This window comes from Porticoccus litoralis (genome assembly GCF_030676955.1).
In the GTDB taxonomy this organism is placed as follows: Bacteria; Pseudomonadota; Gammaproteobacteria; order Pseudomonadales; family Porticoccaceae; genus Porticoccus; species Porticoccus litoralis.
In genome coordinates this window covers 329,256-355,361 of the sequence record NZ_JAUUUU010000003.1, presented here as the reverse complement: position 1 = coordinate 355,361, position 26,106 = coordinate 329,256, and the positions used below count along the sequence as shown (strand labels likewise).

Below are 26,106 nucleotides of genomic sequence, written 5' to 3'. Positions count from 1 at the left end.
GACCGCAAGTTATTCTCTGCTGTCAGCTATCTTTCAGACGCCAACAGTTCATTATTATTTTCCTGATGCCGGAGCAACCCTCAGGACCTCTTCCACAGACGTGGTCCCCGCACCCACTTTCTGGGCACCGCTAAGCCGCAGAGTACGCATTCCTTCCTTCATGGCCTGCAAGCGCAACGCGGTGGTATCGGTATCTGCCGTGATCAGGGGTTGAATGGTTTCGGTGACGGGCAAGATTTCATAAATGCCCTGGCGCCCGAGATAACCGGTATTCCGGCATTCCAGGCAACCCACTGGACGATAAAGTTGCTGTGGGGATTTCACTTTCCACGGGGTCACCAGCGAATCCCATTCTGCCCCAGTCACCGGCACCGCCTCCTTACAATGGGGGCAGAGCGTCCTCACCAGCCGCTGCGCCATCACACCATTCAGGGTGACCTTGATCAGGTGGGCGGGGACCCCCAGATCCAGCAGCCGGGTAATGGCCGTTGGGGCATCGTTAGTATGCAACGTCGACAGCACCAGATGCCCTGTCAGTGCGGCCTGCACCGCCATTTCGGCTGTCTCCAGATCCCGTATTTCCCCCACCATGACAATGTCCGGGTCTTGCCGCATGAGCGTGCGAATACCGGCAGCGAAGCTGAATTCTATTTTGGGTTGCACCTGGCTTTGGTTAAAGCTGTCCTCCACCATCTCGATGGGATCTTCAATGGTGCTGACGTTGACATCTTCCGTTGCCAGCTCCTTGAGGGTGGAATACAACGTGGTGGTCTTACCCGACCCGGTGGGACCGGTCACCAGCACGATGCCGTGGGGTCTGCCAGTCATTTCATGCCAGCGTTTCAGATCGTCCCCACACAGGCCCAGCTCCTGGAATCCCCGCAGCAGCACATCCGGATCAAATATCCGCATCACCAGCTTTTCACCGAAGGCAGTAGGCAGTGTCGACAGGCGCAACTCCACCTCATTGCCCTCTGGTGTCACGGTTTTCACGCGACCATCCTGCGGACGGCGTTTTTCGGCCACATTCATGCGACCAAGAATTTTCAGGCGACTGGTCACCGCGGTCATCACAGCATCGGGCAGTTCATATACCTGGTGCAATACTCCGTCGATGCGAAAACGAATCTTGCCCTTTTCACGACGCGGCTCCAGGTGAATATCACTGGCGCGCTGATCAAACGCATACTGCAGTAGCCAGTCAACGATATTGATGATGTGCTGATCCTGGGCATCGGGGTCCTTCAGGGAGCCAATCTGAAGCAGCTGTTCAAAATTGGCAACTCCGGCCTTATTGGTTCCGGCGATACCCTTAGCGCCAAAGACTGACTTTGCCAGCGAATAGAATTCCAGGGTGTACTTGGCGATATCCACCGGGTTGGCAACCACCCGGCGTATGGGCTTGCGGGTGGTTTGTTTCAAGTCTTCCAGCCAGGAGGTCATGAACGGCTGGGAGGTAGCAATCATTAACTCGTCACCGCCGGCATCAATACAGAGAATGTTGTGGCGACGGGCAAACTGGAAGGACATCACCGCAGTGACAGAGGTTACATCGATTTTCAGGGGGTCAATATGGGCCACATCCAGCCCGGCACGCCCAGCCAGCCACTGCGTCAGGCTCTCAATGGAAAGCTGCTTGCCCGGATCAGCCCGGTTTTCAGGCCGCTGACCAGCAATGTAGGCCAGCGGATGCAACAAAGACTGCTCCCGATTGCGCTGTGAACCAGCAATTGCATTGGCATCCTGCTGTGTAAGCAGACCATCGGTGACCAGATCATTGAGTACATTACCCAAATCCAGCAGTCGCTCCACCACCTCACCCACCGCCATATTGTTCCACCCACGCCGGTTTTTCTGACATCTTTCGAGTATGAAGGCTATCAGAAACAGCGACAACCAACATAATGTCTTTCAACAGGATTGTGCGCCCGCGATACCGCCATCCTGAAAAAACGACAAGCGGCTCTTTTCATCGTGATGTTTTTTACTATTATTTGTGAGCTAGGTCACAAAAAACCAGTTTCAGGGAGGTTCAGCCATGCTTGCAAGGCAAGGTGAAGATGAAACGACGCGCTTCCGTTCCGAGAGAATTGAGTGCATGAACGGGAAGTGGTACTTCGCAATCCGGGAAAAAACCCAAATGATTGGTCCTTTCAATTCCAAGGAAGGGGCAGAGAAGGCTGCCAGAGCCTACGCGGCTGATATTCTTGCAGGACGCACCGATACGGATGCCATGTCCCATCAATTCCTGATGCGTGCTTTTTCGCTGACATAACTGTCATCACAAATATTCACGAACATGGCCCGGATACCATCAAGGTTTCCGGGCATTGCTGCGTCCGGCAATTGCTTTTTCGGTTGTGCCCCTTACACTCAGCCCATGCAACTTATCCCCATGCTCCAGCGGCTGATTGCCGCCAACTCCATCAGCAGCGTCAATGCCGACATAGATCAGGGCAACCGTGAGGTCATTGAGCTACTGGCCCAGTGGTTATCCGACCTCGGATTTGCCACCGAAGTCATGCCCCTCGCCGACCCCCGCAAAGCCAACCTCATCGCCACCCTCGGCAGCGGACCCGGAGGCCTGGTACTGGCAGGGCATACCGACACCGTACCCTGTGACGACAGCCTATGGAGCCAGGACCCGTTCAAGATGGTGGAGAAAAACCACCGTCTCTACGGTCTAGGCACCTGTGATATGAAAGGCTTCTTCCCGCTGGTGATCGAAGCAGCAAAGCAGTTTGTCAGTACGCCACTGAAACAACCGCTGATTATCCTCGCCACTGCCGACGAGGAATCGTCTATGGCCGGTGCACAGATGCTCGCTGCAGCAGGGCGCCCCCGGGCACGCTATGCCCTGATCGGCGAACCCACCGGCATGAAGCCCATTAATATGCACAAGGGCATCATGGTGGAGAAACTTGTGATTGAAGGCCGCTCCGGCCACTCCAGCGATCCGTCATTGGGTCGCAATGCCATGGAAACCATGCATTCGGCACTGGGTGAATTGCTGAAACTGAGAGACGAGTTACGGGGTAGTCACAACAATCCGGCCTTCCAGGTCGCCTACCCGACCATGAACCTCGGCTGCATTCATGGCGGCAACAACCCCAATCGTATTTGCGGAAGGTGTGAACTGGGCTTCGAAATACGCCCCCTGCCTGGCATGGACATGACGGCCCTGCAACAGCAGATTTCCGAGCGCATCCTGCCCCTTCAGCAGCGCGACGACGTCATGATCAACATCGACCATTACTGCGTTCCCGCCTTTGCCACCGAGCCGCATTCATCCATGGTGAAGATCTGCGAAGCCCTGACCCACCACAGCTGTGAATCGGTCTCTTTTGCGACAGAAGCGCCCTATCTGAAAGATCTGGGCATGGATGTGGTCATCCTTGGTCCAGGCAGTGTCCAGCAAGCCCACCAACCGGATGAATATCTGCCGCTGGAACGCATTCAGCCCACGGTGGATTTTCTGATTCAACTGATTGGCCGCTGCTGTTTATAATGCCCCAACAACAATGAACGGCTGATACTGTGTCAGATTATGTGAAGTTCCTGCGCGACACCTCCCCCTACATCAATGCGCACCGGGGGAAAACCTTTGTCCTCGCCATCAGTGGCGAGGGGATTGCACATGCCAATTTCACAAATATCGTGCACGACATTGCCCTGCTGCACAGTCTCGGCATTCGCCTGGTGCTGGTGCACGGCGCGCGTCACCAGATTGAAGAGCGGCTCACCAATTGCGCCATTGAGGCTCGGTTCGACCAAAATACACGCATCACTGACAGTGCCACCATGGCCTGTGTGAAAGATGCCGTGGGTAGTGCCAGAATCACCATTGAAGCACAGCTATCCACAGGTGCGGCAAACTCACCCATGCACGGCGCTCGCATTCGGGTATTTGGCGGCAACCTGATCACTGCCAAACCCCTTGGGGTTAGGGATGGTATCGACTTTCACCACACTGGGGAGGTGCGGCGCATCGACCAGAAGGCCATTCAGAAACAACTGGATGACGGCGCGCTGGTATTGTTATCTCCCATTGGCTACTCACCCACCGGAGAACCATACAATCTCAACTATGAGGATATTGCCACCCAGGCCGCGGTGAGCCTGGGAGCGGAAAAACTGGTGATGTTCAGTGCTGAAAACGGCCTTTGCGACGATCAGGGCAACCTGATCAAAATGCTCTCACTGAACGAAGTACCCCAGACCCTCACCTCGCAGGCTGAAAACATCTCCCTGCAGAGAAACCTGCTCGCCTGTTACCAGGCCTGTGAAAATGGCGTGTTACGCAGCCATATCATCAGCTATGCCGATAACGGCGCATTACTCACAGAACTGTTTACCCGCGAGGGCAGCGGCACCTTGATCCTCAAAAATGGCAAGGAAATCATCCGTCAGGCCACCATTGATGATGTGGGTGGTCTACTGGAGCTGATTGAACCTCTGGAGCAGAAGGGCATTCTGGTCAAGCGCTCACGGGAACTGCTGGAAACGGAAATCAACCGCTTTATGGTCATGCAACACGCCGAGGGCACGCTGGTAGGTTGCGCCGCGCTCTATCCTTTCAGCGATGGCCATTCTGCCGAGCTGGCCTGTGTCGCCACGCACCCTGACTTCCAGAATCGTGGTTTTGCCTCACGGCTGCTTGCCCAGCTGGAAACCTATGCCAGTCAGAAGAAAATACGGCAGCTGTTTGTCCTGACAACCCATGCCAGCGACTGGTTCAAGGAAAAGGGCTTTGTTGACGTCACACTGGAGGAATTGCCCGCTGAGCGCAAAAGCCTCTACAACTTCCAGCGCAAGTCACGGATATTCTGCAAGAATCTCCTATAACTGCTGATTCATCACCACTGTCTCTGCTATCCTTGCCGCCTTGTTTTTTTCAGGACGGCAGGAACAGAGATGGCCAAATACCGCTCACACACAACCACCAAAGGCAGAAACATGGCCGGAGCTCGCGCCCTTTGGCGAGCCACCGGGATGACCGATGATGATTTCAACAAGCCGATCATCGCCATCGCCAACTCATTCACCCAGTTTGTGCCGGGACACGTTCACCTCAAGGACATGGGTCAGCTGGTTGCCGAAGAAGTTGCCAAGGCCGGTGGTATTGGTCGCGAGTTCAACACCATCGCCGTCGACGATGGCATCGCCATGGGGCACGACGGCATGCTCTATTCACTGCCCTCACGAGACATTATTGCCGACTCGGTCGAGTACATGGTGAATGCGCACTGCGCCGACGCACTGGTATGCATTTCCAACTGCGACAAGATCACCCCCGGGATGTTGATGGCAGCCATGCGCCTGAATATACCGGCGATTTTTGTCTCCGGTGGCCCTATGGAAGCGGGAAAGACGAAACTGTCCGAGCACAAGCTGGACTTGGTCGACGCCATGGTGATCGCTGCCGACCCCAATGCCTCCGATGAAAAAACTGAAGAATATGAGCGTTCAGCCTGTCCCACCTGCGGCTCCTGTTCCGGCATGTTCACCGCCAACTCCATGAACTGTCTCACGGAAGCCCTCGGTCTGTCCCTGCCCGGCAATGGCACCACGCTGGCAACCCACTCTGACCGCCGTCGCCTCTTCGAGGAAGCGGGGCACCGCATTGTGGACATGGCAAAATCCTATTACGAGGAAGATGATCTGACCGTACTGCCACGTTCCGTGGCCAGTTTTGAAGCCTTCGAAAATGCCATGACCATGGACATCGCCATGGGCGGTTCCACCAACACCATTCTGCACCTGCTTGCTGCAGCCCAGGAAGCGGGCGTGGATTTCACCATGGCCGATATTGACCGCCTGTCGCGCAAGGTTCCGCAGCTGTGCAAGGTGGCACCCAACACGCCTAAATACCATATCGAAGATGTGCACCGCGCCGGCGGTGTGTTCGGGATTCTTGGAGAACTGGATCGCGCCGGACTGTTACACGCCGACATTCCCACCGTGCACACCCCCACCCTGGCAGAGGCGCTATCAAAGTGGGACATTATGCGCAACAGCGACGAGGCCACAGCCACCTTCTTCAAGGCCGGTCCCGCCGGCATCCCCACCCAGCAGGCATTCAGTCAGAGCACTCGCTGGAGCTCACTGGATGCCGACCGGGAAAATGGCTGCATTCGCAATCTTGAAAATGCCTTTAGCACGGAAGGCGGACTGGCCGTACTCTACGGCAACATCGCCAAAAACGGCTGCGTGGTAAAAACCTCCGGCGTTGACGAATCGGTGCACAAGTTCTCCGGTCCAGCCCACATCTGCGAAAGCCAGGATCAGGCGGTGGACGACATTCTCAACGACCGGGTAAAAGCCGGCGATGTAGTTGTCATCCGCTACGAAGGCCCACGAGGTGGCCCCGGCATGCAGGAAATGCTCTACCCCACCAGCTACCTGAAATCCAAGGGATTGGGCAAAGCCTGCGCACTGATCACCGATGGTCGATTCTCGGGCGGCACCTCCGGGCTCTCCATTGGCCACGTCTCGCCGGAAGCCGCCGCAGGCGGCGCCATTGGACTGGTCAGGCAGGGCGACATGATCGAAATTGATATTCCCGCGCGCCGTATTGATGTGTTGTTAAGCGAAGAGGAACTGGAAAAACGTCGTCTCAAGCAGGACGAACTGGGCTGGCACCCCAAGGAGAAGCGTCCCCGCCAGGTCTCTGCTGCCCTCAAGGCTTATGCCTTGCTGGCTACCAGTGCCGACCGCGGTGCGGTGCGGGACCTGGATCAGGTGAAGTAACGGGTTATTTCACAACAAAAAACCGGCCATCTACGGCCGGTTTTTTATCTCCCGAACCCCGCCTATCCCAACTGACAACCCGGGATATCCGCACCACTTTCCATAAGCCGTTCGCGCCGGGCACCCTCGCCAGCCACATAGCGCAGCCATTGCCCGGCGCTCTTGCTCAACACTTTATCCTTAGCAGCCTCCCGGAACACCGGCTCCGCCTCACGGTAGCACTGTAAATTAGCCAGCGCCGCACCCAGAGTCATCCGTGTCAGGCCCGGGCGGGAAAGCCCACCCCTGCGCAGGGCATCGCGTGCCGCCCGCACCGCGGCCTCGTTGTCATCCACATCGAGATAGACCGACGCCAGGCGGGCCGCGATGGCACCACTATCCGAAAGCCCAGCAGCCTGTTGCAGAACCGACAGGGCTCGCTGATTTTCCCGCGCCCTCAGCCAGGCAGTGCCCAGGGTTTCCAGATTTTTGGCATTTTTCTGCACATCTCCGGCAGCCATGCCCTGCTCCAGCACCCGTGCCGCCCGAAAAGGCACATCGGCACCCAGATACAGGTATGCCAGGGATAGCCACTGTCGCTCCCCCTTTAACTGTTTTTGCAGTCGCAGCAGGTCGGTCACCGCCAGCTGGTCGCCACTGCGCTCCAGCTGCCCGTAAATTCCACCCAGTTGCTGCCAGTAACTGGTTCGCGGGTAGTGGGTCACCAGCTGTTTCAAAATCGACACCACTTTGAGGTATTCCTGGCGCTCGTAGTAAAGTACCCGCTGTAGAGACCACCAGTCTTCCCTTGGCAGCTTGCTGGCGGCCAACGCCTCATCCACCACGGCAGACACCAGTTGCAACGCCTCGGCCTTACGGTTCAGGTAATAATAGGTCCGCGCCAGTAACGCTCTACCCTCGGGGCTGACCACGGTGGCCTCAGACTGCCAAAGCTCCAATTGCCGGGCCGCTTCGGCATACTTCTCCAGGGAAAAATAGAGTTGTGCGACGGTGTAGCGAGTCGCCGTTCGCTGCCGCTCGTCCGCCTCTGGCTCAGCAATCAGAGCCAGATAGCTTTCGATGGCCCTGGGGTAGTCCTCCAGCGAGTAATGGCTGTACCCCAGCAGGTTGTAGACCTGGGATTTTTCGTAACTGCTGTTGCAAACCTTGCCGGTTAACCCGCTTAACTCACCAACCAATGCCCTGAGCCGGGGTGCATTCGGTGAATCAGTCTCTTGAAACACTTTCTGGATTTTTTCTAACTGTACTGCACAGGCCTGGCCCACCGCCTGACGTTGACGGGTTTTTACATTCTCATACTGCCGCGAAGCCGCTTCCTCCTCAGCCGTTACAGGCATCAGCCATAGGGACACCCACGCGACCAGCAGCCATGAACCGAATTTGAGGTATTTAGAGGTTTTTCCCGACTCCATGTGCATTACCGGGAAATCCTGAAGGAAAACTTATACAACACACCGGGGACCTCTTCAGCGACGCCATCGATCACACGGGGTTTGTACTTAAGCTTCTGGGCCGCCTTCAGAGCATATTTGCCGAAGTCCTTGTTAGGGGGGTATTCCTCTAGCAGCTTGGCGTTCCGCACACTGCCGGTGGTGGTAATAATCACCTCGACCACGGCATAACCCTCCACTCCCTGACGCAGGGCCCGCGGAGGATAATCCGGCTGCGGCACATACACCGGAATGTAATCCGAATCCCGGCTGAAAGCACCACCGAGGCCAATATCCAGACCTTTGGCAGAGGGCATGGCCATGCTCACGGAGCTCACCGGGGTATTCGTGCTCAGTTGCATCTCAGGAGGAGGGGGCGGAAGCCGCTCCGGCTCCTCCGGTTTGTCCGGCTTGGTCGTTTTGCGCTGCTCCTCAATGGTGCGCTTCGACTGCCAAATATCGGCTATCTGATGGCCCGATAGTTGGGCGGCCTCGCCGTTGACGGACTGAATCAACCGCTGCATACCCAGCAACAGAGCAAGAGTCACCAGCAATGCCAGCCCTGCAGCCACAAAATACCGAATCAACAGCATAATCTAGCGATCCCCAGTGGAAACAGCCACGGCATCAATGCCGGCCGCTCGGGCCACATCAGACACTTTGCTTAATGTCGCCATTTCCGCCTGCCGGTCTGCCTGAATCACCAGCCCTCCGCGGGGATTATCATTGCGCAGCCTGAGAATATGTAACCGCAGGTTTTCCGGCATCACGCGCTGGCCATCAATCCAGATCTGGTTGTCTGCCGTTACCGCCACAAGTATGGCTGGTTTCTGCTGTTCAGCCGTCACAGCCACCGTTCGCTGGACATCAACACCCGGCTCTCGGATAAAGGTGGCCGTGACAATAAAAAATATCAGCAGAATAAATACCACATCCAGCATCGGTGTCAGATCTATTGTCTGCGGGGGTTCAGGCTGTCGATAGGTGCGGTCACGCATCGTGGCTCATTCCCCTCAGTGATCCATGGTCAGATGATCTGCCAGCATTTGTTGCTCGCGATCAGCCACCCGCCGCAGGTAGGTATTGGCAAAGACGCCGGAAAGTGCTGCCACCATCCCTGCCATGGTGGGAATGGTCGCCCGTGACACACCCGCTGCCATGGAGCGGGCATCACCGCTGCCGCTAAGGGACAGCACGTCAAACACGCCAATCATCCCGGTGACAGTACCCAGCAGCCCCAATAGAGGTGCAATGGCGATCAGGGCCCTGATCATGGAGAGATTGCGATTGATATTCAGCCCAACACTGGAAATAAGTGCCTCGCGGACTTGGTGGGCTCTCACCGAACGACGCTCGGGGCGGCTTTCCCAACGTGCCAGCACCTCAGCGGCCTCGCGCTTAAGGGTGGAATGAAAGTACCAGAGGCGCTCAAACACCAGCGTCCACATCACCAGCAACAACCCGGCAATGAGCAACAATACAGGGCCGCCCGCATCAATCAGCTTGCCTATGTCCGCCAGAAAAAAGGGCATCAGCGGGCCTCGGACTGCTCCGCCACCAGCCCGGCACTCTGCTCTTCCAGGATGTGCAGAATCCGCTGGGCACGGCTATTCACAAAGGTGTGTAACAAGACCGTAGGTATAGCCACACAAAGCCCTAAAACCGTGGTCACCAGTGCCGATGAGATGCCTCCGGCCATCGTCTTGGGATCACCACTGCCAAACAATGTGATTGCCTGGAAAGTAATAATCATGCCCGTGACAGTCCCCAGCAGACCCAATAGTGGTGCGACCATGGCAATAATCTTTAACCAGTTCAGGCCCACCTCGATAGATGGCCGCTCCTTCAGCACCTGCTCGTGCAATTTAAGCTCCAGGGACTCAGCATCTAGTGAAGGATTGTCCAGACCAATTTGCAATACCCGTCCCAGGGGGTTGTCATCGGCGGGCGCTTCTTTGGACAGCTGTCGGCTGACCCGGCGCGAGACAACAGAAAGGATCAAGAGCCGCCACAGGGCGAGCATTAACGCCAGCACACCCAATCCCGAGATCAGGTAGCCAATACCACCCCCCTGCCGCCAGCGCTCCAGCCAGCCGGGGCTATTCACCAGCGCCGCCAGCAGTGAACCACCACTGGGACCGGTTGGGTCAATGGCCACCGCGGTAAAACCACCGCCGCTACTCTGTAGCTCCAACGCCATTTTTTGATAACCACCACCCGGTTGACGGGCCAGCTCAGCGATTGCACCAGTTTCTGGGCGGTAGGTCAGGTAGGCACCATCGGACAACAAATTGAAGGCACCAATACGCACGACCTGGCGGGATGACTGCTCACCATCCGCCCCAATCACGGCGGCTGGGAAACTCACCACTTTTCCGGCCTCAATCATCTCCCGATTAATTTCATACCAGAGCTGTTCGATTTCGGCGATGGATGGCAAGCGGGTATTGCTGCTCATGCGCTCGATCAAATCATCCAGAAAATCGGTGCGATCTGGGAACTGGGCGCTCACCAAAGAATGGTTAAGTGTGCTGCGGGTATCACCCGCCGCCGCAGTGAGGTGGCCGAACATCTCTTTCAGCGATCCGAGACGTTCCTGGAGCTGCGCTTCCAGCGCCGCAATCTGGCGTTCATTGTCCGCAAACTCCTGTTCCAGCTGCTCTGAACGCTGTTCTTCCGCAAGTTCCGTGGCCTTAGCCTGCTTCAGTAATTTGTCTTTTTCAGCCTTCGCCTGCTGGAATTCTCTGACGCGAGCCGCCTGCTCCCGGGACTCACTAAGCCTCGCTTCTTTGATCCGCAATAACAGTTCATCCAGGGAAGCCGACTGTGCCTGACCAGCCTCCTCGGCAAGGGCCCAGCCCGGCATGGCAAGAATCAACACACCGTAGAGAAACACCGATTTCAGCATCCTCATTGCACCACCTCCGGTGCCGGAATCGGCAACTGCAGCAAATCCACCGCTGCCTGACGGCGGGCGATGCGTATACCCTGGGCAACCGCCTGGCGATAATCACTACCTTCCAGTTGCAGCCAGTTTTTGGCCTGCTTATCCCAAACGGCGGTCACCTGCTGATCCGCGGTCTGGTAGAGGAGGGCGATGCGACCAACACGCAGGATGTTCACCTCCCGCCTCTGCCCGTCAATCTCCAAAGTTTCCGGATAACTGTCGATGCGGGTGCCGTATTCACTTTCGATTTTGTAAGCCTCCAGCACCTGCCTGAATTTCTCGGCACTGCTCAGATCCGCACGGGACTGATTGCTGCGCAGGCGCTCCAAGCGAGCCTGGCGCTCCTCCACCAGAAATGGCATATCCAGTGCGACAAACTGCTCCAATGAAGCGATCATCTTCAGGGTAAGGGGTGCCAACTGGCGCTCCATCTGGGCAGCGCTGTCAATGGATGATGCCAGGTCTGCCAGAGTGCTGCGCTGGTCTGCCAGCTGCGCCTCCAACTGGGCGTTGTAAACCTGCAGATTTTCTATCTGTTTGTTGACCTGCTTGAAGGATTGGAACAATTCATCGGCCTGATCTGCCAGAGCATCCACACGTTTCTGTGAAGCCTGGGCCGCACTGGTTTTGTCCTTTTCCGCCTTTAACACGGTGTCAACATCCGCCGCCTGCAGCGACAAAGACGCCATTACCAACAACGGCAGTGCCGGCAGCAGCCGCCACCTGAAACTGGTGTTTCTGGCATCGGTACGCTTTTTATTCATCATTGGAATTCCTGTTACGCCCGCTTCCCGGTGTTACCCAGGCTGTCATTATCGTAGCCACCTACCACAGAGGCAAACGGCCCCTGCATAGCCGGCTTATCTCAGCGCCTACGCTCCAGCACCTGAAAGCAATAGGGTGTGTCACCCTGCTGGGCTGGTTGCTGGCATTCCACTTCCCGCCAGTGGCCTTCTGTGATGTCGGGAAAGAATGCATCTCCTTCCACCTCGGTATCTACCCGGGTGATATAGAGGCGTGATGCTTGTTCGATGGCTGCTCGATAAATTTGTTCCCCGCCTATCACCATGACTTCTCCCGCTTCCCTGGACGGGGGATCATTGCCCGCCAGCACCAGCGCCTCACTGAGAGAATGGGCCACAACCACTCCCGGATGCTGCCAGCCCGGATTGCGGGTAATCACGACATTAAGCCGCCCCGGCAGGGGCCGACCTATGGATTCAAAGGTTTTGCGACCCATGACAATGGGCTTGCCCATGGTGACCGATTTGAAATATTTGAGATCTTCCGGTAGATGCCATGGCAAGGCGTTATCACAACCGATCACCCGGTTGCGGTCCATCGCCACGATCAGAGACAGCGTCAATTCGGCCATGGGCTTACACCGCCACCGGAGCTGATATATGGGGATGCGCCTGATAACCCTGCAATTCAAAATCCTCAAACCGAAACGCGAACAAATCGCTTACATCCGGGTTAATCGCCATCGTCGGCAGGGGAAAGGGTTGCCGCCCCAACTGCTCCTCAACCTGCTCAAGGTGATTGGAATACAGGTGCGCATCGCCAAAGGTATGAACAAAATCTCCGGGCTTCAAACCGGTTACCTGCGCCACCATCATGGTAAGCAGTGCGTAGGAGGCGATATTGAATGGCACGCCCAGAAACACATCGGCACTGCGCTGATAGAGCTGACAGGACAAACGGCCTTCAGTGACGTAGAACTGGAACAGGCTATGGCAGGGAGGCAACCCCGACTTGACCATCACCGGGAGATCCTTGGGGTTCCAGGCAGAAACCAACAGACGACGTGAGTCCGGGTTTGCCTTGATGTCCTCAACCACCTGCGCCAACTGGTCAACGCCTTCAAAGTTGCGCCACTGGTGTCCGTACACCGGCCCCAGGTCTCCGTAACTGGAGGCAAACTCTTCGTCTTCCTTGATTCGCTCAACAAAAACTTTCATCTGTTCCCGCCACAGCGGGGTATACATCGGGAAGTCGTCCGCCTGACCAGTCTGGTTCAACCAACTTTGAAACGGCCAGTCATTCCAGATATTGACCCCATTTTGCACCAGGTAACGGATGTTGGTATCACCACGGATAAACCATAAGAGCTCGTGAATAATGGATTTCAGGTGCACCTTCTTGGTAGTCACCAGAGGAAATCCCTCGGCGAGATCAAAACGCATCTGATAGCCAAAAACGCTGCGGGTGCCCGTACCGGTGCGATCTTCCTTGCTCACACCGCAGTCGCGGATATGGCGCATCAGATCCAGGTATTGCTTCATGGTCTGTCCTTTAACAAAGTTATACGGCTGTCGATGTGGCTCGCCCACGCCACCACGCCCACAGCATAACGCCGCCCCCCAGCGCGAACATGGGCAGGCAGAGCAACTGCCCCCGGGTCATCCAGTCAAACAGGTCAAAACCGATGTGGTTGTCCGGGGAGCGTACAAACTCCACCACAAAACGGAAAACGGCATAAAGACTCACAAACAAGCCTCCCACCATCCCCGCAGAGCGGGGCTTGCGGGAAAACCACATCAGCACCAGAAACAGCACCAAGCCTTCCAGCAGCGCTTCGTACAGCTGGGACGGATGACGGGGCAGCTGTAACGGGTCGTTGGGAAACACCATACCCAGAAAACTGTCGGTGGGACGCCCCCACAACTCCTGGCCAATGAAATTACCCAGACGCCCCAGGCCCAATCCGATGGGCACCATGGGCGCCACGAAATCGCCCAGCGCCAGAAAAGACCCCTGAATGTGACGTGCGTAGAGCCACAGCGCAATGAGAACACCAATTAAGCCACCATGGAAAGCCATGCCACCTTCCCACACCCGGAACAGCCAGAGTGGATCTGACAGCCATTTTTCTAGGTTATAAAAAATGACATAACCGAACCGGCCACCCAGAATCACACCGAAGGCGCAATACACCACCAGGTCTTCTACCTGCTTGCGACGCACCGGAGACCAGGGGCGTTCGCTGCGTTTTAGCGCCAGGCGCCAGGCGGCGAGAAAGCCGATCAGGTACATCAAGCCGTACCAGTGCACCTGAAAAGGGCCAAGGGAAAATGCAACGGGGTCAATGGCGGGGTAAGTCAGCATGGAGGCAATGTACAACAGCTATGTTTGCAGGGATCATAGCTTGTCGACTGGTGAGCTACAATAACGCCATGTGTCTGATCGCCTTTGCCTGGCAAACCCACCCTCGCTACCCACTGATTCTGGTGGCCAATCGCGACGAGTTCTATGAGCGCCCCACTGCAGCAGCACATTTCTGGGAGGACAATCCGGACATTCTTGGTGGTCGAGATCTGCTGGCTGGTGGCACCTGGCTGGGTATTCGCCGGGACGGTCGCTGGAGTGCAGTCACCAACTACCGGGAGTCCCACCCGGAGAATGCACCACGCTCCAGGGGGGCACTGACCACCGGGTGCCTCGAGCATGCTGGCAGTCTGGTTGACTACGGCAACAGGGTACTTGCGGAAAGCAATGATTACAGCCCCTTCAACCTGCTGCTTGGTGATGATCAAAGCCTGTTGTACTGCTCCAACCGCACGGGGAGGCTGCAAACGTTGGAGGCTGGAATTTTCACCCTGTCCAATCATCTTCTGGACACCCCCTGGCCCAAGGCCAACCATGCCAGGGATGCCTTGCAGGTCCTGATCAGAGACCAAAAGCCCGATCCAGGACTGCTGCTGAAAGCGTTACAGAGAGATACGCCGTATGACGATGAATTGTTGCCAGATACCGGCGTGGGCATTGAACTGGAACGCCTACTGTCGCCACCATTCATCCACTCCAAACACTATGGCACACGCAGCACCACTGTTTTCATGAAAGACCGCAACGGCCAGTGTCACGTCCTGGAGCAGAGCTATCAGCAGGGTGGCGCCAAGGGGGAGTTAAAGGAGTTTCACTTCACACAAAAGGATCAGTGAACATTACTACTGCCACGAAACAGTGCTGCCACTTCCGGCTTTTTAAGTGCTTTTTCCATGTGCCGCCACACCGAACCGGCATCGGGCATCAACATCACTTCCTCGAGCAGTTGTTCTGCCTCGGAAAGGCTGACTTGCCGGAGAATGGCTTTCACCTTGAGTAGGTTGGTAGCGCTCATGGACAGCACCCTGAAACCCAGTGCCATCAACAACACGGCACCAATGGGATCGCCTGCCATTTCGCCACACACACTGACCGGGGTATCTTCACCGCGGGCGCCTTCGGCTATCGCCCAGAGGGCACGCAGTACGCTGGGGTGGCAGGCGTGGTAAAGCTCCGCCACGCGAGGGTTGTTGCGATCCACTGCCAGCAAGTATTGTGTCAGGTCATTGGTTCCCACCGAGAGAAAATCTACCCGCCGGGCCAATTCACGAATCTGGTACACCGCCGCGGGCACCTCGATCATGGCGCCGACATTGGGCATTTCAATCTGGTAGCCCTCTTCCTCGGTAAGTTCGTCGTAAACCTGGTAAATGAGCTGCAGGGCACTCTCCAGCTCCGGCACATTGGAAATCATCGGCAGCAGAATACTGAGGTTATTCAGCCCTTCGCTGGCACGCATCATGGCACGCAACTGCACCAGAAAAATTTCCGGGTGGTCGAGACAGATGCGTATACCTCGCCACCCAAGAAACGGGTTGGCCTCTTCGATGGGGAAATAGGGCAAATCCTTGTCGCCACCAATATCCAGGGTGCGCATGGTAACCGTGCGGGGCGCAAACATTTCCAGATGTTCCCGATAGGCTTTGCGCTGCTCTTCCTCGGAAGGGAAGCGATCCAGCATCAGAAACGGGATTTCTGTGCGATAAAGTCCCACACCTTCCGCACCGCGATCCAATGATAGTTGAGAGTCCAACCGCAAGCCGGTATTTACCCACAGGGACAAATGGTGTCCATCGGCGGTAACACAGGGTTCGTCCGTCAGTTTTTCCAGGTCTGCTGCCAGCAACTTCTCTTCATAGATCTGTTGCATGTAGGTTTGGCGCAACTCTTCCCGGGGAGACACGATGACCTGCCCAGTATGGCCATCGACGATCACTTCCTCCCCTTCCAGGCGACCCCAGGGCAGATCCACTGCTCCCATCACGGTGGGGATACCTATGGCTCTGCCCAGAATCGCCATATGGGAGTTGCGCGATCCTTTCACGGAAACAATCGCGGCGACCTTCTCCAGAGGCACATCTGCGAATGAAGCCGCAGACAGCTCTTCACCCATCATGACCATGTGCTCGGGAAACGAAGTGCGCTTGGTTTCACCCTGTTGCAGATTAGCCAATACCCGGCGACCCAGATCCTCGACATCGGAGGCGCGCTCGCGCAGGTAGCTGTCTTTCATACTTTTAAACATGCGCACATGGCCCAACACCACTTGTGCCCAAGCGCTTTGTGCACTCAACCCTTCCTTGATCATGCCGATCACTTCTCCGCCCATTGCGTGATCGTCGAGCATGCGTAAATACACATCGAACAATGCCCGCTCCTCATCACTGAGCTTGCCAACCATACTGGCATCGAGAGCGCGGATATCCCGCTTGGTCTGCTCCATCGCCTGCCGGAATTGGCAGAGTTCCGCTTCGATGTCCACTGCCCGGCGTTCGGGAACAGCATTCAGATCGGCAGAAGGCGCCACCACCACCACCGTGCCAATGGCAACACCGGGGGCGCTCGCCACGCCGGGATAGATACGTTCGTGAATCGCCACCTCGCGAGGATTGAGCAGGCGGTCCAACTCACCGGTGGCATCAGCATGGGCAATGACACCCGCGAGCTGCGCAGAAACTGTTACCAGAAAAGATTCTTCACTTTCATCAAAGCGACGACGGTCCTGCTGCTGGACCACCAGCACGCCGAGTACCTTACGGTGATGAATAATGGGAGCACCCAGAAACGAACGGTAGCGCTGCTCACCGGTTTCCGGGAAAAAAGCAAAATTGGGGTGTGTCTCCGCGTCTTCCAGATTGATGGGCTCAGCTCTGGAGGCGACCAGACCCACTAGGCCCTCACGGGTCGACAAATGCACTTTGCCCACCGAATCGGGGTTGAGACCATCTGTGCCCATCAGCACATAGGTATTCGTCGACGGGCTGTACAGGTATACAGAACACATACCTGTATTCATCACCTGCTTCACGAGGTGAACAATCAGACGGAGGACTTCGCCAAAATCCTTGGCGGCGTTGACCTCCTGAACAATGTTTCTGAGCGATTCGAGCATTTAGTTCCTACGCTCCATCTCACACTGCAAAGGCGCCAGCTCTTTGAGCGCTTTTCTATATACATCTCTTTTGAAGTCAATGACCTGGCCAACTGGATACCAGTAGTTGACCCACTGCCAGTGATCGAACTCCGGCTTAACGTTAAGGTCCAGACGGATACGGGTTTCTTCACCCACCAGCTGCAATAAAAACCATTTTTGTTTTTGGCCGACACACAGAGGTTTACTGTTGCGCCGTTGCATAGCCTTGGGAAGGCGGTAACGCAGCCAGCCCCGGGTACAACCCAGGATTTTTACATCCTCCGGTTCCAGTCCGACCTCTTCAAAAAGCTCACGATAAAGAGCATCTTCAGGTTTTTCCCCACGGTTAATACCACCCTGGGGGAACTGCCAGGCATCCTGGCCAATACGCTTGGCCCAGAGCAATTTGCCTACGCCATCGGAAATCACAATACCTACGTTGGGCCGAAACCCTTCGCGATCTACCACAATTTAAACCCTGGATTTTTTCTTATTTATATTCATGCCAATAGGCAAAGTTACCCTAAATACGCAGTTGAGGACAGTCCCATCTCTCGTTAAGCTATGCCGCCTTTTGCTCCAAATGAGACCATTTAGCCATGTCCATTGCCCTGTTTGACCTCGACAATACCCTTATCGCCGGGGACAGCGACCACGGCTGGGGAGAATTTCTGGTCTCTCAAAACAGGGTAGACCCGGCCTATTACAGCGAAATGAATGACCGCTTCTACCGGGACTATCTAGCCGGCAATTTGGATATGAACGCCTATCTTGAATTTGCCCTGCAACCTTTGGCAGAGCTGGACAAGGGGGAGCTACTGACACTTCACAACATGTTCATGCAGGAAGTGATTGCACCCATGTGGCTGCCTCGAGCCGAGCAACTGTTACAGCAGCACCGTGACCAAGGCGACCTGATCATCATCATCACCTCCACCAACCGCTTTGTGGTTGAACCCATCAGCAACAAGCTGGGAGCCGATGTGCTGATCGCCACCGAACCGGAGCAACTCAACGGGCATTACACCGGACGGGTCAGCGGCGTTCCGAGCTACAAGGAAGGCAAGGTCGTACGCCTGAATGCCTGGCTCGCGGAAACCGGCAAGAATCTCGATGGCAGCAGCTTTTACAGTGATTCCATCAATGACCTGCCTTTACTGGAGATTGTTGACCGGCCCGTGGCCGTTGACCCCTGCCCGAAATTACGATCCGTCGCCGAACAGCGGCAGTGGGAAATCATCAGTCTTCGCGACTAATGCCTATGAAGGGCATTGTCCGCATCGATCCCATGGCGCAAACTCGCCCTGACACAAACCCGGAATATTGCCCGTGCGCTTGGACCGCTACATTAGCAACGCCTCAGACTATTCTCGCTCCCAGGTAAAACAACTGGTTCGCCAGGGGCTGGTGGAGCTGAACGGCTTGCCTGCGAGTAACCCGGGAGAAATTGTTAGCGACAACGATCAGGTCTGCGTGGACGGCATTGCCATCCACACCCCAGGACCCCGTTACCTGATGCTGAACAAGCCCGCTGGCGTTGTCTCCGCCAGCAAGGACAGCGATCATCCCACCGCCATCGACTTACTGGACGAGCCTCGTCCGGAGCAACTGCAGATTGCAGGTCGCCTTGACCTCGACACCACCGGCCTGCTTCTGATCACCGACGACGGCCAGTGGAATCACCGCGTCACCTCACCCCGCAGCCATTGCCTCAAAACCTACCGGGTAGCGGTCGATCGACCCCTCGACGAGGCGTTGATTAAAAAGTTTGCCGACGGCCTGTGGCTGGAAGGGGAAAAACGCCGTTGCCTGCCAGCCCAACTCACCATCATGGACACTCATCATGCGCTATTGGTCATCAGCGAGGGCAAATATCATCAGGTCAAACGCATGTTCGCTGCCGTAGGCAACCTGGTGACGGCCCTGCACCGCGAGCAGATGGGCGATATCGTACTGGACCCGGCACTCGCTCCAGGTGAGTACCGGGCTCTGACACAGGAAGAGATCGATAGCGTGGGGGCTCATGAATAATTCAGGTATGGCATTGCTGGCGCAACAGCAGCGGCGTTGCAACGGCCCCCAGTTACTGGTGGCGGATGAAAATCTTGGCTCCGCCCCATTACACCAATTGCAACCTGACAACCTGATGATTGTCACCAACCGCTACAACCTTTACCAGAGCGCACTCAAGGCTGGCTTTAACTGTCAATTTAACGACTTTGATCTCGATGCCCTGGCATCAGGGGAATTTGCGCAAATCCTGTTTCGTGTCGCCAAGGAGAAGGCCCTCAGCCACCACATCATTAATCAATCCCGAAGACTGCTAGGGGCCAATGGCACCCTCGCCCTAATCGGTGAAAAAGGTGACGGCATAAAAACCTATGCGGACAAAGCTGGCCGCTACCTGGGAAACCCCCGCAAACCGGAGAAGCATGGCACCCTGTATCTCGCCACATTGCAAAAGTTAGATGCAGATAACCCGCCGCTGGAAGACAACAATTACCGCCACCTTCGTGCCTGCATCAAAGCCGACGGGCTAACATTACAAAGCAAACCCGGACAGTTCGGTTGGAACAAGGTGGACCAGGGCAGTGCCCTGCTGGCTTCCCAGCTCAAAACTTTCCTGGCCGGCATTGGCGAGCAGGACACGCTCCTCGACCTGGGTTGCGGATACGGCTTCCTGTCCTGCATGGCCGCGCAATACTGCAGCGCCCGTATCGTTGCCACCGACAACAATGCGGCAGCAATCAAAAGCTGCGAGGCTAACTTTGCAGCCTTGGGCATCAAAGGAGATGTGATTGCTGCTGATTGTGGCAGCAGCATTGCCGAACGCTTTGACGTGGTGCTCTGCAATCCGCCCTTTCACCAGGGTTTTGTCACCGATGGCGATCTGACCAGCCAGTTTGTAGCCAGTTGCCACCAACACCTGAAACACGGCGGAAAGGCCCTGTTCGTGGTGAACCGTTTTGTGCCACTGGAAAACTGTGCTGAAAAGGAAGGATTAACGGTTGAACTGGTGGCAGAAGACCAAAGCTTTAAGGTTCTGGTCCTGACAAGGACGATGCACAAATAGTTTTTCAACCAGCGTCTAGGCCATGCGCTGATGTTGCTCTTCTTCGGCCGCTTCATGGGTAAATTGCTCAATCATCGCAGCCAATTTTTGCTTTTCATCAGGAGCCAAATCAACAATCTGGCAGCCTGCCCATACACGGTCCTGCTGACCCATAGCCCTTGTCCACAGACAGTCCATCGTCAGGGTAACAGGTTCAAGTGATGGCACAGGTGTAATTGGCCTTAATTCCACGGTATACAGGTGGTCGGGCTTGAGGGTTAATCCTCCCATCATCAGGAAGCCCTCCAGATGCACGTTCACCAGCACACCCAACGTTTCACCGCTGGCCTGATCCACCAGCTCGACCTGCAGGTCGAGCTGAAGTCGCGGCAGACGCCGGCGTTCATTGTCAGCCGACATGTTGTGCACCGGAAGCCCTGGCATGGGCGCGGCCATTAAGGTCTGTGAAGATGGATTCCATGGAGCGCTCTACCAGCGGCTTGTCACTGGCACCAATCATGCGCAGGTCGCCATTGCTGATGGCCCGCGCCAGCTCGTTGCCGGTTTTCATCCCGGAACGCTTACCACTTTGATCGACGAACAGGAACTGTAGGCTATTAGGATTAAACCAGGCTACCTTTTCACGACGGCCATTTTTGTACTCAAACCAGGTGCCAAATTCCATCAGGCGCAGCTTTTCAATAATGGTTTTTTCCTGATTGCTCAGGTGCGACATATCGGCACGTTGACCCGCTCTGCGCTCAGACATCTGAACCAGACGCTTGCGAATATCCTCGGTGGCCGCTTCCGGTTTCAGATTGCGTTCACGCAATTGATAAATACGACTAATGGAGCGTTTCAGCTTTAACGCCTTGTCTGTGTCGTAACCGATCACATCAAAACATTTATCAATCAGGGACTCCATCCACAGGTAATTCTGGCGCCAACGCAGCCACTCACCGGCCGAACCACTTAGCTCCAGACCCCAAAGCATATCTTCCACCAGCCCAAGGGCTTGCCGCCACTGTTCAGAGTCATCGCTATAGCGCAACAACAGGTGGGCCATGTAATCAGACCATGGCTGCAGCAGGAACAGCAACATCGCCGAGGGTATCTCCCGGTCGGCAATGCGCTTGTGGATTTCCAGGTTGACTCGCTGCTTCACCTCGATCAGGCGGTCTTCTCCACGGGCGCGCTCCATAGCGCGCTTTTCCAACAGCCGTATGCGCATTTCCACTTTCTGCACATAACCGTTGAAGGCTATCAACAGCGCCGCCAGTTTCCGCGTATCCAACTCTTCACTGCCGAGTATTTCGCGCACTGTCTTCCTTATCTGCTCAAGCATATCGAACTGGCAGGAGCCGTCATTGCTAACCCACTGGGACCCGGCGTCCGCCATGGCATTCAGCAGCAACCGTGCAGGGTGTTCCTGGTGCCGGAAAAAGTCGGATTCGACAAACGCCAACTTGAGAATTGGGGTGTGCAAGTAGCTTAACAGCGCTTTGACGCAATCGGGTATCTGCTCATCGTTGAGGATGTATTCAAACAGCATACCCACCAGCTCAATGGTACGCACGTCCTTGTCACCCAGTGCCGGCGCTTCCTCGGCGTGGGTAATCTGCTGTAATTGGTGTAGCAGGTTGTCTCTGGCACGGACAATATCCAGCGGCTTGATCTGGCTGGCAACGGCCAGAATATCTGCCGCGATCACCTGGTCAAATTGCTGTAATTGAACGGCGGCTTCTACCAGCTGGCGCTCGGTATATTGCACCGGCTGGCCCGGCCTGGCCACCCGGTGCTGGGGGGCTGCGGCCAGCAGTTGCTGCTGCAATTGGGAGATACTGTCGAGAAGCTGACTCTGATATTCCCCGGCTGGCAAATCCTTTGAAGGGGCAGCTACAGGATGTATTCCGGTGGTCACCACATCCTGTAACACGGGAATTCGGGCTTCCGCGGCAGATTGCGTGCGCTTTCTGGGTTCCGCCCCAGTAAACCGGCCCGTGTCTCCCAACTTCGCCTTTTCCACCTCATAATCGAGGTGTGGCAAAACGCCAAGCTCCACCAGTTTGGCATTGGCCTGCTGGTACAGCTCACTGAGCCCCGGTATAAACTGCCGTTCAAACAGCTTGTAGATCACCAGCTTGGCCTGCAACGGAATCATGGCGACGGCCATGGACTGCTTGATCGCCTGGCAAAAGCTGCCTGGCGCCAAAGGCAACTGCAATTCTTCGTCAATCTGCCGTGAAGACAGCATACTCATACGCCGACCCAACGCCCAAAGCCATTCCGTATTATCCACTTCAGCACGCTTGCGAATGGAGGAAAGAGCCAGGTCTTCCTCAACATCTGCGTCCTCCATCAGAGAGATGTTTGCGGCATTTTTACCAGCGGGCGACCCGGCATCGACAGCACCTATGCCACCCTTCTGCTCCTGCTCGGCAAAGCGATCAAAAGCTTCATCCAAAGAGCGCAGAAAAATGCGTAAAATTTCATTGTGGCGGGCACTGATCTGCGAACGAGCATGAAGAAACTCAAAACCCTGATCACCCTCAGTGGGTTTTTGAGCGTAGTCAATCAGGCGGTCGTGAACGGTGTGCAAGAAGGTCTTGAAAGCTGTCCGCGACGTTTCAAGAACCAGTTCGCGGATCATGGCTACTCCCCGGTCGGAAAGTCCATGCCAATTGCTCATTTACCCGTCGCACCCCCAGCCTTGAAAATAAGACTGCATTTGAAGAAATAAAAATGCATAGTGTGACGAATTCCACAGAATTACAAGTGCTATGACAAGCCATCCGACAACCAGCCACTCACTTGCTAATAGCCACTCCTGATCCGCGTCAGCAAGGACTGCAACTCGGCCTTTACACCCGGCTTCTGACCTGCCAACGGCAGCCCCTGGCGCACCAGCTGCTCGGCCAGTTGCAGCTGTGTCATGGCGACATAGTTAGTGGCCATCACCAAGTAAACTTCCGGCTCGGCATGGTCGATACGCATGGCTCGCTCTGCCACCGCGTTGGAGCGATCATATTCACGGGCCCGGTTGAGGCGCCAGGCCTCATCCAGCAATGAGGCCACTGCACTGTTGCCCTTGACCGGAGCACTGGAGGTTGTTGGCTCAATGCGTTTCGCTGGCTCTGACTCTGTCGCCACAGGGGGTGAGGCCGGAGGCGCCTGGGTTTCCGGTGGCGGAAAAGTGCTGGGCAAGTTACTGGGCGGCGACTTGGATTCACTGACCGGCACATATACCTGCGCACAACCTGCCAGCAAACTACACAGCAGAATGGCTAGAAAAAGCCGTCCGTTAATCACCATCCGAATTTACCCTTGAACCAATCTATAACTCCCTCAAGCGTGTCCGGGCGACAGCCACTCTGCTGACGCGGCTCACTGCCATCTATAAATGGAAGATATCGGGCACCCGCGCAACCTTCGCGACTCAACAAACCATTTGCGGGCTCGACCCAATAGTAACTGACACCATCCGGCTGGTTAAACACCATAGAACGGTTATCCAGGCTGGCCATGATATCCGTCCACAACTGCAGAGCACCAGTACCACCGGTGAGGGGTGTTTTTCCATTGTCATCACGCCCGAGCCACACCACACTTAAATAATTTCCACTGAAACCGGCAAACCAGCTGTCCCTCTGATCGTTGGTGGTGCCGGTTTTGCCCGCCAACACCAACGACTCGGGTAGTCGCCGGTAGGCACTTTTCCCGGTTCCCTCCCGCAATACGACCTGCATGGCATAGTGCAGCAGGTGCATTGCACGGGGGTCAAAACGCTGTTCACTCTCAAAGGGGTAACGCTGCAGAGGCGTATTGGTAGAGGTAAATACCGAGTCAATGGCGCGCAAGGGAGTATAAAATCCATTGGCGGCAATGGTGTGATAAAGCTGTGCCACCTCAACCGGAGACATGGATACCGCACCCAGCATCAACGATGGCAGGGGTGGAAGATGCCCTTCGTAACCCAGCCGCTGCAACGCATCCACGACTTTGTCGACACCCAACTCCAGCCCCAGGCGCGCTGCCGCCTGGTTATAGGACTGACCCAGAGCCTCATAGAGGGGCACCGGGCCATGACTTTCGCGACCAAAATTGCGGGGCTCCCAGACATCACCATCCTTCGCCTTTACGGCAAGGGGAGAGTCATCGATCAGGGAGGCCAGCGTATATTGTGACGGCCTTTCCAGAGCCGCCAAATACACGGCAGGCTTTACCGTCGAACCAATCTGACGCCGGGCGTCCAGGGCCCGATTAAAACCTGCATACCCCGCCTGGCGATCTCCGGCCATGGCCACCACCTCTCCGGAGCCAACCCGGACAACGACGGCAGCACCCTGTAGTTTTCCGGTTTCAATCCGATACCCCTGCTCCAGATTATCAATCCGGCTGGCCACTCGGGCCTCAAGCTTGCGCTGCACTTGCGGATCGAAACGGGTGAAGATCCGCAACCCCTCTGTCTGAAGGTCTTCTTCGTCGTACTGCTCACGCAGCCGCCTTTTCACTAGATCCAAAAACGCCGGATACTGCCAGCGGCCTCCACGCCCCTGCTGCTGGGGCAACACCCCCAGTGGTTTCTGCTGAGCCCGACGCGCCGCATCCGGTGTAATCACACCCTGCTCCGCCATCAGTGTCAGCACCAGGTTGCGGCGTTGCAGGGCCCGCTCCGGCTGGCGCCACGGGTTGTAATAGGAAGCCCCTTTAACCATCCCAACCAGCAGCGCTACCTGCTGCAGCTCGAGCTCTTCAACGGATCGCTGGAAGTAATGCCGACTGGCGAGACCAAAACCGTGCACCGCCCGGTCGCCTGCCTGGCCCAGGTAAACTTCATTAATATAGGTTTCAAGAATTTCCTGCTTGCTGAAATGCATTTCCAGCATGACGGCCATCAGGGCTTCCAGCAATTTGCGCGACAGGGTCCGCTGCTGGTTGAGATAAAAGTTTTTCACTAGCTGCTGGGTAAGCGTGCTGCCCCCCTGGGCAAGGCGCCCTTCTTTGAGGTTTGCCACCATGGCACGGGCCACCCCCCGAAAAGACAAACCGTGGTGCTGGTAAAAACGCTGGTCTTCAACCGCGATAAGCCCATCCGCCAGCGAGGGGGGAAGCTGCTCCAGTTTGACCAGCTCACGATCTTCCTTGTGCGCGGGGTAAATACCGCCGATGACCGTCGGCTCCAGCCGGGCCAGCGGTAGCTGTGCCCCGCGGCTGTCCGTCAAGCCGAGCACACTGTCGCCCTGGAAAGCAACCCGCATCAGGCGTGCAGGCTCTGAGCCATCCCAGAACTCAAATCCCCGGGAATAAAGTTCCACACGATTGCTGGAGACACTGTATTCCCCCGGTTTTTTTGCAGCTGAAACCCGGTGGTAACCCAGGTTGCCCAACTCCCACTGCAATTGTTCCCGCCCCAAAGACTGCCCCTGATATAGCTCCAGAGCACGGCTGTAAACATGGGAAGGCAACGACCATTTCTTGCCGGAAAACTTCTGGTACACCACAGCGTCAAGCACCAGCAGCGCCAGCAACGAAACCACCAGGCCAAGCAGCAATAACCGCCACAACCAACGGCGACCCTGGGAAGATCTACTCCGGGTACGCGGTTTCTTTTTTCTCGTCTTTCTCGCCAAAAAACTCTCCTTGGGGATTCAGCAATACTATAGGCCTGAACCCCTTCTTTACTCTG

Annotated in this window: 24 protein-coding genes; 8 read left to right on the top strand and 16 right to left on the bottom strand. The window is 56.1% G+C overall.

What is annotated here, in order from left to right; all coding sequences use genetic code 11:
* Nucleotides 1–54 precede the first annotated feature (54 nt).
* Complete coding sequence (locus Q8A57_RS08160; protein WP_305170529.1) at nt 55–1,830, bottom strand: GspE/PulE family protein; 1,776 nt, start codon at nt 1,828–1,830, stop codon at nt 55–57.
* Between the two features lie 208 nt (nt 1,831–2,038).
* Between Q8A57_RS08160 and Q8A57_RS08155 the strand changes: the two genes are divergently transcribed.
* The 4 genes from Q8A57_RS08155 (at nt 2,039) to ilvD (ending at nt 6,750) form a co-directional block, all read left to right on the top strand.
* Entirely contained in the window at nt 2,039–2,275 is a 237-nt protein-coding gene (locus tag Q8A57_RS08155) for a DUF6316 family protein (protein ID WP_305170528.1), read from the top strand.
* Between the two features lie 105 nt (nt 2,276–2,380).
* Entirely contained in the window at nt 2,381–3,508 is a 1,128-nt protein-coding gene (gene argE, locus Q8A57_RS08150; protein WP_305170527.1) for an acetylornithine deacetylase, read from the top strand.
* A 29-nt stretch (nt 3,509–3,537) separates the two neighbouring features.
* A complete protein-coding gene (gene argA, locus Q8A57_RS08145) occupies nt 3,538–4,845 on the top strand; it encodes an amino-acid N-acetyltransferase (protein WP_305170526.1) in 1,308 nt (435 codons plus the stop codon).
* 69 nt (nt 4,846–4,914) lie between these two features.
* Nucleotides 4,915–6,750, top strand: a complete 1,836-nt coding sequence (ilvD, locus tag Q8A57_RS08140; RefSeq protein WP_305170525.1) for a dihydroxy-acid dehydratase — start codon at nt 4,915–4,917, stop codon at nt 6,748–6,750.
* Nucleotides 6,751–6,812: 62 nt separating this feature from the next.
* On the opposite strand, the gene Q8A57_RS08135 is transcribed toward ilvD, so the two are convergent.
* The 9 genes from Q8A57_RS08135 to lgt form a co-directional block, all read right to left on the bottom strand.
* Nucleotides 6,813–8,162, bottom strand: coding sequence for a tetratricopeptide repeat protein (locus Q8A57_RS08135; RefSeq protein ID WP_305170523.1), 1,350 nt, complete (start codon nt 8,160–8,162; stop codon nt 6,813–6,815).
* Between the two features lie 5 nt (nt 8,163–8,167).
* Complete coding sequence (locus tag Q8A57_RS08130) at nt 8,168–8,773, bottom strand: energy transducer TonB (RefSeq protein ID WP_305170522.1); 606 nt, start codon at nt 8,771–8,773, stop codon at nt 8,168–8,170.
* 3 nt (nt 8,774–8,776) lie between these two features.
* Nucleotides 8,777–9,178 (bottom strand): ExbD/TolR family protein, encoded by a 402-nt coding sequence (locus Q8A57_RS08125; protein WP_305170521.1) that lies wholly within the window; start codon nt 9,176–9,178, stop codon nt 8,777–8,779.
* A gap of 15 nt (nt 9,179–9,193) precedes the next feature.
* Complete coding sequence (locus Q8A57_RS08120) at nt 9,194–9,712, bottom strand: MotA/TolQ/ExbB proton channel family protein (protein ID WP_305170520.1); 519 nt, start codon at nt 9,710–9,712, stop codon at nt 9,194–9,196.
* Nucleotides 9,712–11,094 carry a MotA/TolQ/ExbB proton channel family protein gene (locus tag Q8A57_RS08115; protein ID WP_305170519.1) on the bottom strand — a complete coding sequence of 461 codons (1,383 nt, stop codon included), beginning with the start codon at nt 11,092–11,094 and terminating at the stop codon, nt 9,712–9,714. The genes Q8A57_RS08120 and Q8A57_RS08115 overlap by 1 nt, the downstream gene beginning before the upstream one ends.
* Nucleotides 11,091–11,894: a DUF3450 domain-containing protein gene (locus tag Q8A57_RS08110; protein WP_305170518.1), complete on the bottom strand. Its 804-nt coding sequence runs from the start codon at nt 11,892–11,894 to the stop codon at nt 11,091–11,093. The genes Q8A57_RS08115 and Q8A57_RS08110 overlap by 4 nt, the downstream gene beginning before the upstream one ends.
* A 98-nt stretch (nt 11,895–11,992) precedes the next feature.
* Nucleotides 11,993–12,502: a dihydrofolate reductase gene (locus Q8A57_RS08105; protein ID WP_305170517.1), complete on the bottom strand. Its 510-nt coding sequence runs from the start codon at nt 12,500–12,502 to the stop codon at nt 11,993–11,995.
* A gap of 4 nt (nt 12,503–12,506) precedes the next feature.
* Nucleotides 12,507–13,391: a thymidylate synthase gene (thyA, locus tag Q8A57_RS08100; protein WP_439651658.1), complete on the bottom strand. Its 885-nt coding sequence runs from the start codon at nt 13,389–13,391 to the stop codon at nt 12,507–12,509.
* Nucleotides 13,392–13,431: 40 nt separating this feature from the next.
* The gene (gene lgt / locus Q8A57_RS08095; protein ID WP_305170515.1) at nt 13,432–14,235 is read right to left on the bottom strand and encodes a prolipoprotein diacylglyceryl transferase; all 804 of its coding nucleotides are present in this window, start codon (nt 14,233–14,235) and stop codon (nt 13,432–13,434) included.
* 50 nt (nt 14,236–14,285) lie between these two features.
* Here lgt and Q8A57_RS08090 point away from each other — a divergent pair, with 50 nt between their 5' ends.
* Nucleotides 14,286–15,071, top strand: coding sequence for an NRDE family protein (locus Q8A57_RS08090; RefSeq protein WP_305170514.1), 786 nt, complete (start codon nt 14,286–14,288; stop codon nt 15,069–15,071).
* On the opposite strand, the gene ptsP is transcribed toward Q8A57_RS08090, so the two are convergent.
* Both ptsP and Q8A57_RS08080 read right to left on the bottom strand, forming a co-directional pair.
* Complete coding sequence (gene ptsP, locus Q8A57_RS08085; RefSeq protein ID WP_305170513.1) at nt 15,065–17,347, bottom strand: phosphoenolpyruvate--protein phosphotransferase; 2,283 nt, start codon at nt 17,345–17,347, stop codon at nt 15,065–15,067. The genes Q8A57_RS08090 and ptsP overlap by 7 nt on opposite strands.
* A complete protein-coding gene (locus tag Q8A57_RS08080; protein ID WP_305170512.1) occupies nt 17,348–17,836 on the bottom strand; it encodes an RNA pyrophosphohydrolase in 489 nt (162 codons plus the stop codon).
* Between the two features lie 131 nt (nt 17,837–17,967).
* On the opposite strand from Q8A57_RS08080, the gene Q8A57_RS08075 reads away from it, so the two are divergent.
* The 3 genes from Q8A57_RS08075 (at nt 17,968) to Q8A57_RS08065 (ending at nt 20,441) form a co-directional block, all read left to right on the top strand.
* Entirely contained in the window at nt 17,968–18,624 is a 657-nt protein-coding gene (locus tag Q8A57_RS08075) for a histidinol-phosphatase (RefSeq protein WP_305170511.1), read from the top strand.
* A 73-nt stretch (nt 18,625–18,697) separates the two neighbouring features.
* Nucleotides 18,698–19,399, top strand: a complete 702-nt coding sequence (locus Q8A57_RS08070) for a pseudouridine synthase (RefSeq protein WP_305170510.1) — start codon at nt 18,698–18,700, stop codon at nt 19,397–19,399.
* Nucleotides 19,392–20,441 carry a methyltransferase gene (locus Q8A57_RS08065; RefSeq protein ID WP_305170509.1) on the top strand — a complete coding sequence of 350 codons (1,050 nt, stop codon included), beginning with the start codon at nt 19,392–19,394 and terminating at the stop codon, nt 20,439–20,441. Before Q8A57_RS08070 ends, Q8A57_RS08065 begins: the two co-directional genes overlap by 8 nt.
* 15 nt (nt 20,442–20,456) lie before the next feature.
* On the opposite strand, the gene Q8A57_RS08060 is transcribed toward Q8A57_RS08065, so the two are convergent.
* The 4 genes from Q8A57_RS08060 to mrcB all read right to left on the bottom strand — a co-directional run bounded on the left by Q8A57_RS08060 (nt 20,457) and on the right by mrcB (nt 26,050).
* Nucleotides 20,457–20,840: a PilZ domain-containing protein gene (locus tag Q8A57_RS08060; RefSeq protein ID WP_305170508.1), complete on the bottom strand. Its 384-nt coding sequence runs from the start codon at nt 20,838–20,840 to the stop codon at nt 20,457–20,459.
* Complete coding sequence (locus tag Q8A57_RS08055) at nt 20,830–23,109, bottom strand: DUF1631 family protein (protein WP_305170507.1); 2,280 nt, start codon at nt 23,107–23,109, stop codon at nt 20,830–20,832. Before Q8A57_RS08055 ends, Q8A57_RS08060 begins: the two co-directional genes overlap by 11 nt.
* Before the next feature lie 125 nt (nt 23,110–23,234).
* On the bottom strand, nt 23,235–23,732 hold the full coding sequence (locus Q8A57_RS08050; protein WP_305170506.1) for a hypothetical protein: 498 nt from the start codon (nt 23,730–23,732) through the stop codon (nt 23,235–23,237).
* On the bottom strand, nt 23,726–26,050 hold the full coding sequence (gene mrcB, locus Q8A57_RS08045; protein ID WP_305170505.1) for a penicillin-binding protein 1B: 2,325 nt from the start codon (nt 26,048–26,050) through the stop codon (nt 23,726–23,728). The genes Q8A57_RS08050 and mrcB overlap by 7 nt, the downstream gene beginning before the upstream one ends.
* Nucleotides 26,051–26,106: the final 56 nt, after the last annotated feature.

Excerpts from the sequence above, each read along its gene's own strand:
- Q8A57_RS08055 (WP_305170507.1), bottom strand. The coding sequence starts at position 23,109 with ATGAGCAATTGGCATGGACTTTCCGACCGGGGAGTAGCCATGATCCGC.
- Q8A57_RS08155 (WP_305170528.1), top strand. The coding sequence starts at position 2,039 with ATGCTTGCAAGGCAAGGTGAAGATGAAACGACGCGCTTCCGTTCCGAG.
- Q8A57_RS08050 (WP_305170506.1), bottom strand. The coding sequence starts at position 23,732 with ATGGTGATTAACGGACGGCTTTTTCTAGCCATTCTGCTGTGTAGTTTG.
- Q8A57_RS08160 (WP_305170529.1), bottom strand. The coding sequence starts at position 1,830 with ATGGCGGTGGGTGAGGTGGTGGAGCGACTGCTGGATTTGGGTAATGTA.
- Q8A57_RS08120 (WP_305170520.1), bottom strand. The coding sequence starts at position 9,712 with ATGCCCTTTTTTCTGGCGGACATAGGCAAGCTGATTGATGCGGGCGGC.
- Q8A57_RS08060 (WP_305170508.1), bottom strand. The coding sequence starts at position 20,840 with ATGTCGGCTGACAATGAACGCCGGCGTCTGCCGCGACTTCAGCTCGAC.
- Q8A57_RS08135 (WP_305170523.1), bottom strand. The coding sequence starts at position 8,162 with ATGGAGTCGGGAAAAACCTCTAAATACCTCAAATTCGGTTCATGGCTG.
- Q8A57_RS08075 (WP_305170511.1), top strand. The coding sequence starts at position 17,968 with ATGTCCATTGCCCTGTTTGACCTCGACAATACCCTTATCGCCGGGGAC.
- Q8A57_RS08110 (WP_305170518.1), bottom strand. The coding sequence starts at position 11,894 with ATGATGAATAAAAAGCGTACCGATGCCAGAAACACCAGTTTCAGGTGG.
- Q8A57_RS08065 (WP_305170509.1), top strand. The coding sequence starts at position 19,392 with ATGAATAATTCAGGTATGGCATTGCTGGCGCAACAGCAGCGGCGTTGC.
- ptsP (WP_305170513.1), bottom strand. The coding sequence starts at position 17,347 with ATGCTCGAATCGCTCAGAAACATTGTTCAGGAGGTCAACGCCGCCAAG.
- ilvD (WP_305170525.1), top strand. The coding sequence starts at position 4,915 with ATGGCCAAATACCGCTCACACACAACCACCAAAGGCAGAAACATGGCC.
- argE (WP_305170527.1), top strand. The coding sequence starts at position 2,381 with ATGCAACTTATCCCCATGCTCCAGCGGCTGATTGCCGCCAACTCCATC.
- thyA (WP_439651658.1), bottom strand. The coding sequence starts at position 13,391 with ATGCGCCATATCCGCGACTGCGGTGTGAGCAAGGAAGATCGCACCGGT.
- Q8A57_RS08115 (WP_305170519.1), bottom strand. The coding sequence starts at position 11,094 with ATGAGGATGCTGAAATCGGTGTTTCTCTACGGTGTGTTGATTCTTGCC.
- lgt (WP_305170515.1), bottom strand. The coding sequence starts at position 14,235 with ATGCTGACTTACCCCGCCATTGACCCCGTTGCATTTTCCCTTGGCCCT.
- Q8A57_RS08125 (WP_305170521.1), bottom strand. The coding sequence starts at position 9,178 with ATGCGTGACCGCACCTATCGACAGCCTGAACCCCCGCAGACAATAGAT.
- Q8A57_RS08105 (WP_305170517.1), bottom strand. The coding sequence starts at position 12,502 with ATGGCCGAATTGACGCTGTCTCTGATCGTGGCGATGGACCGCAACCGG.
- Q8A57_RS08130 (WP_305170522.1), bottom strand. The coding sequence starts at position 8,773 with ATGCTGTTGATTCGGTATTTTGTGGCTGCAGGGCTGGCATTGCTGGTG.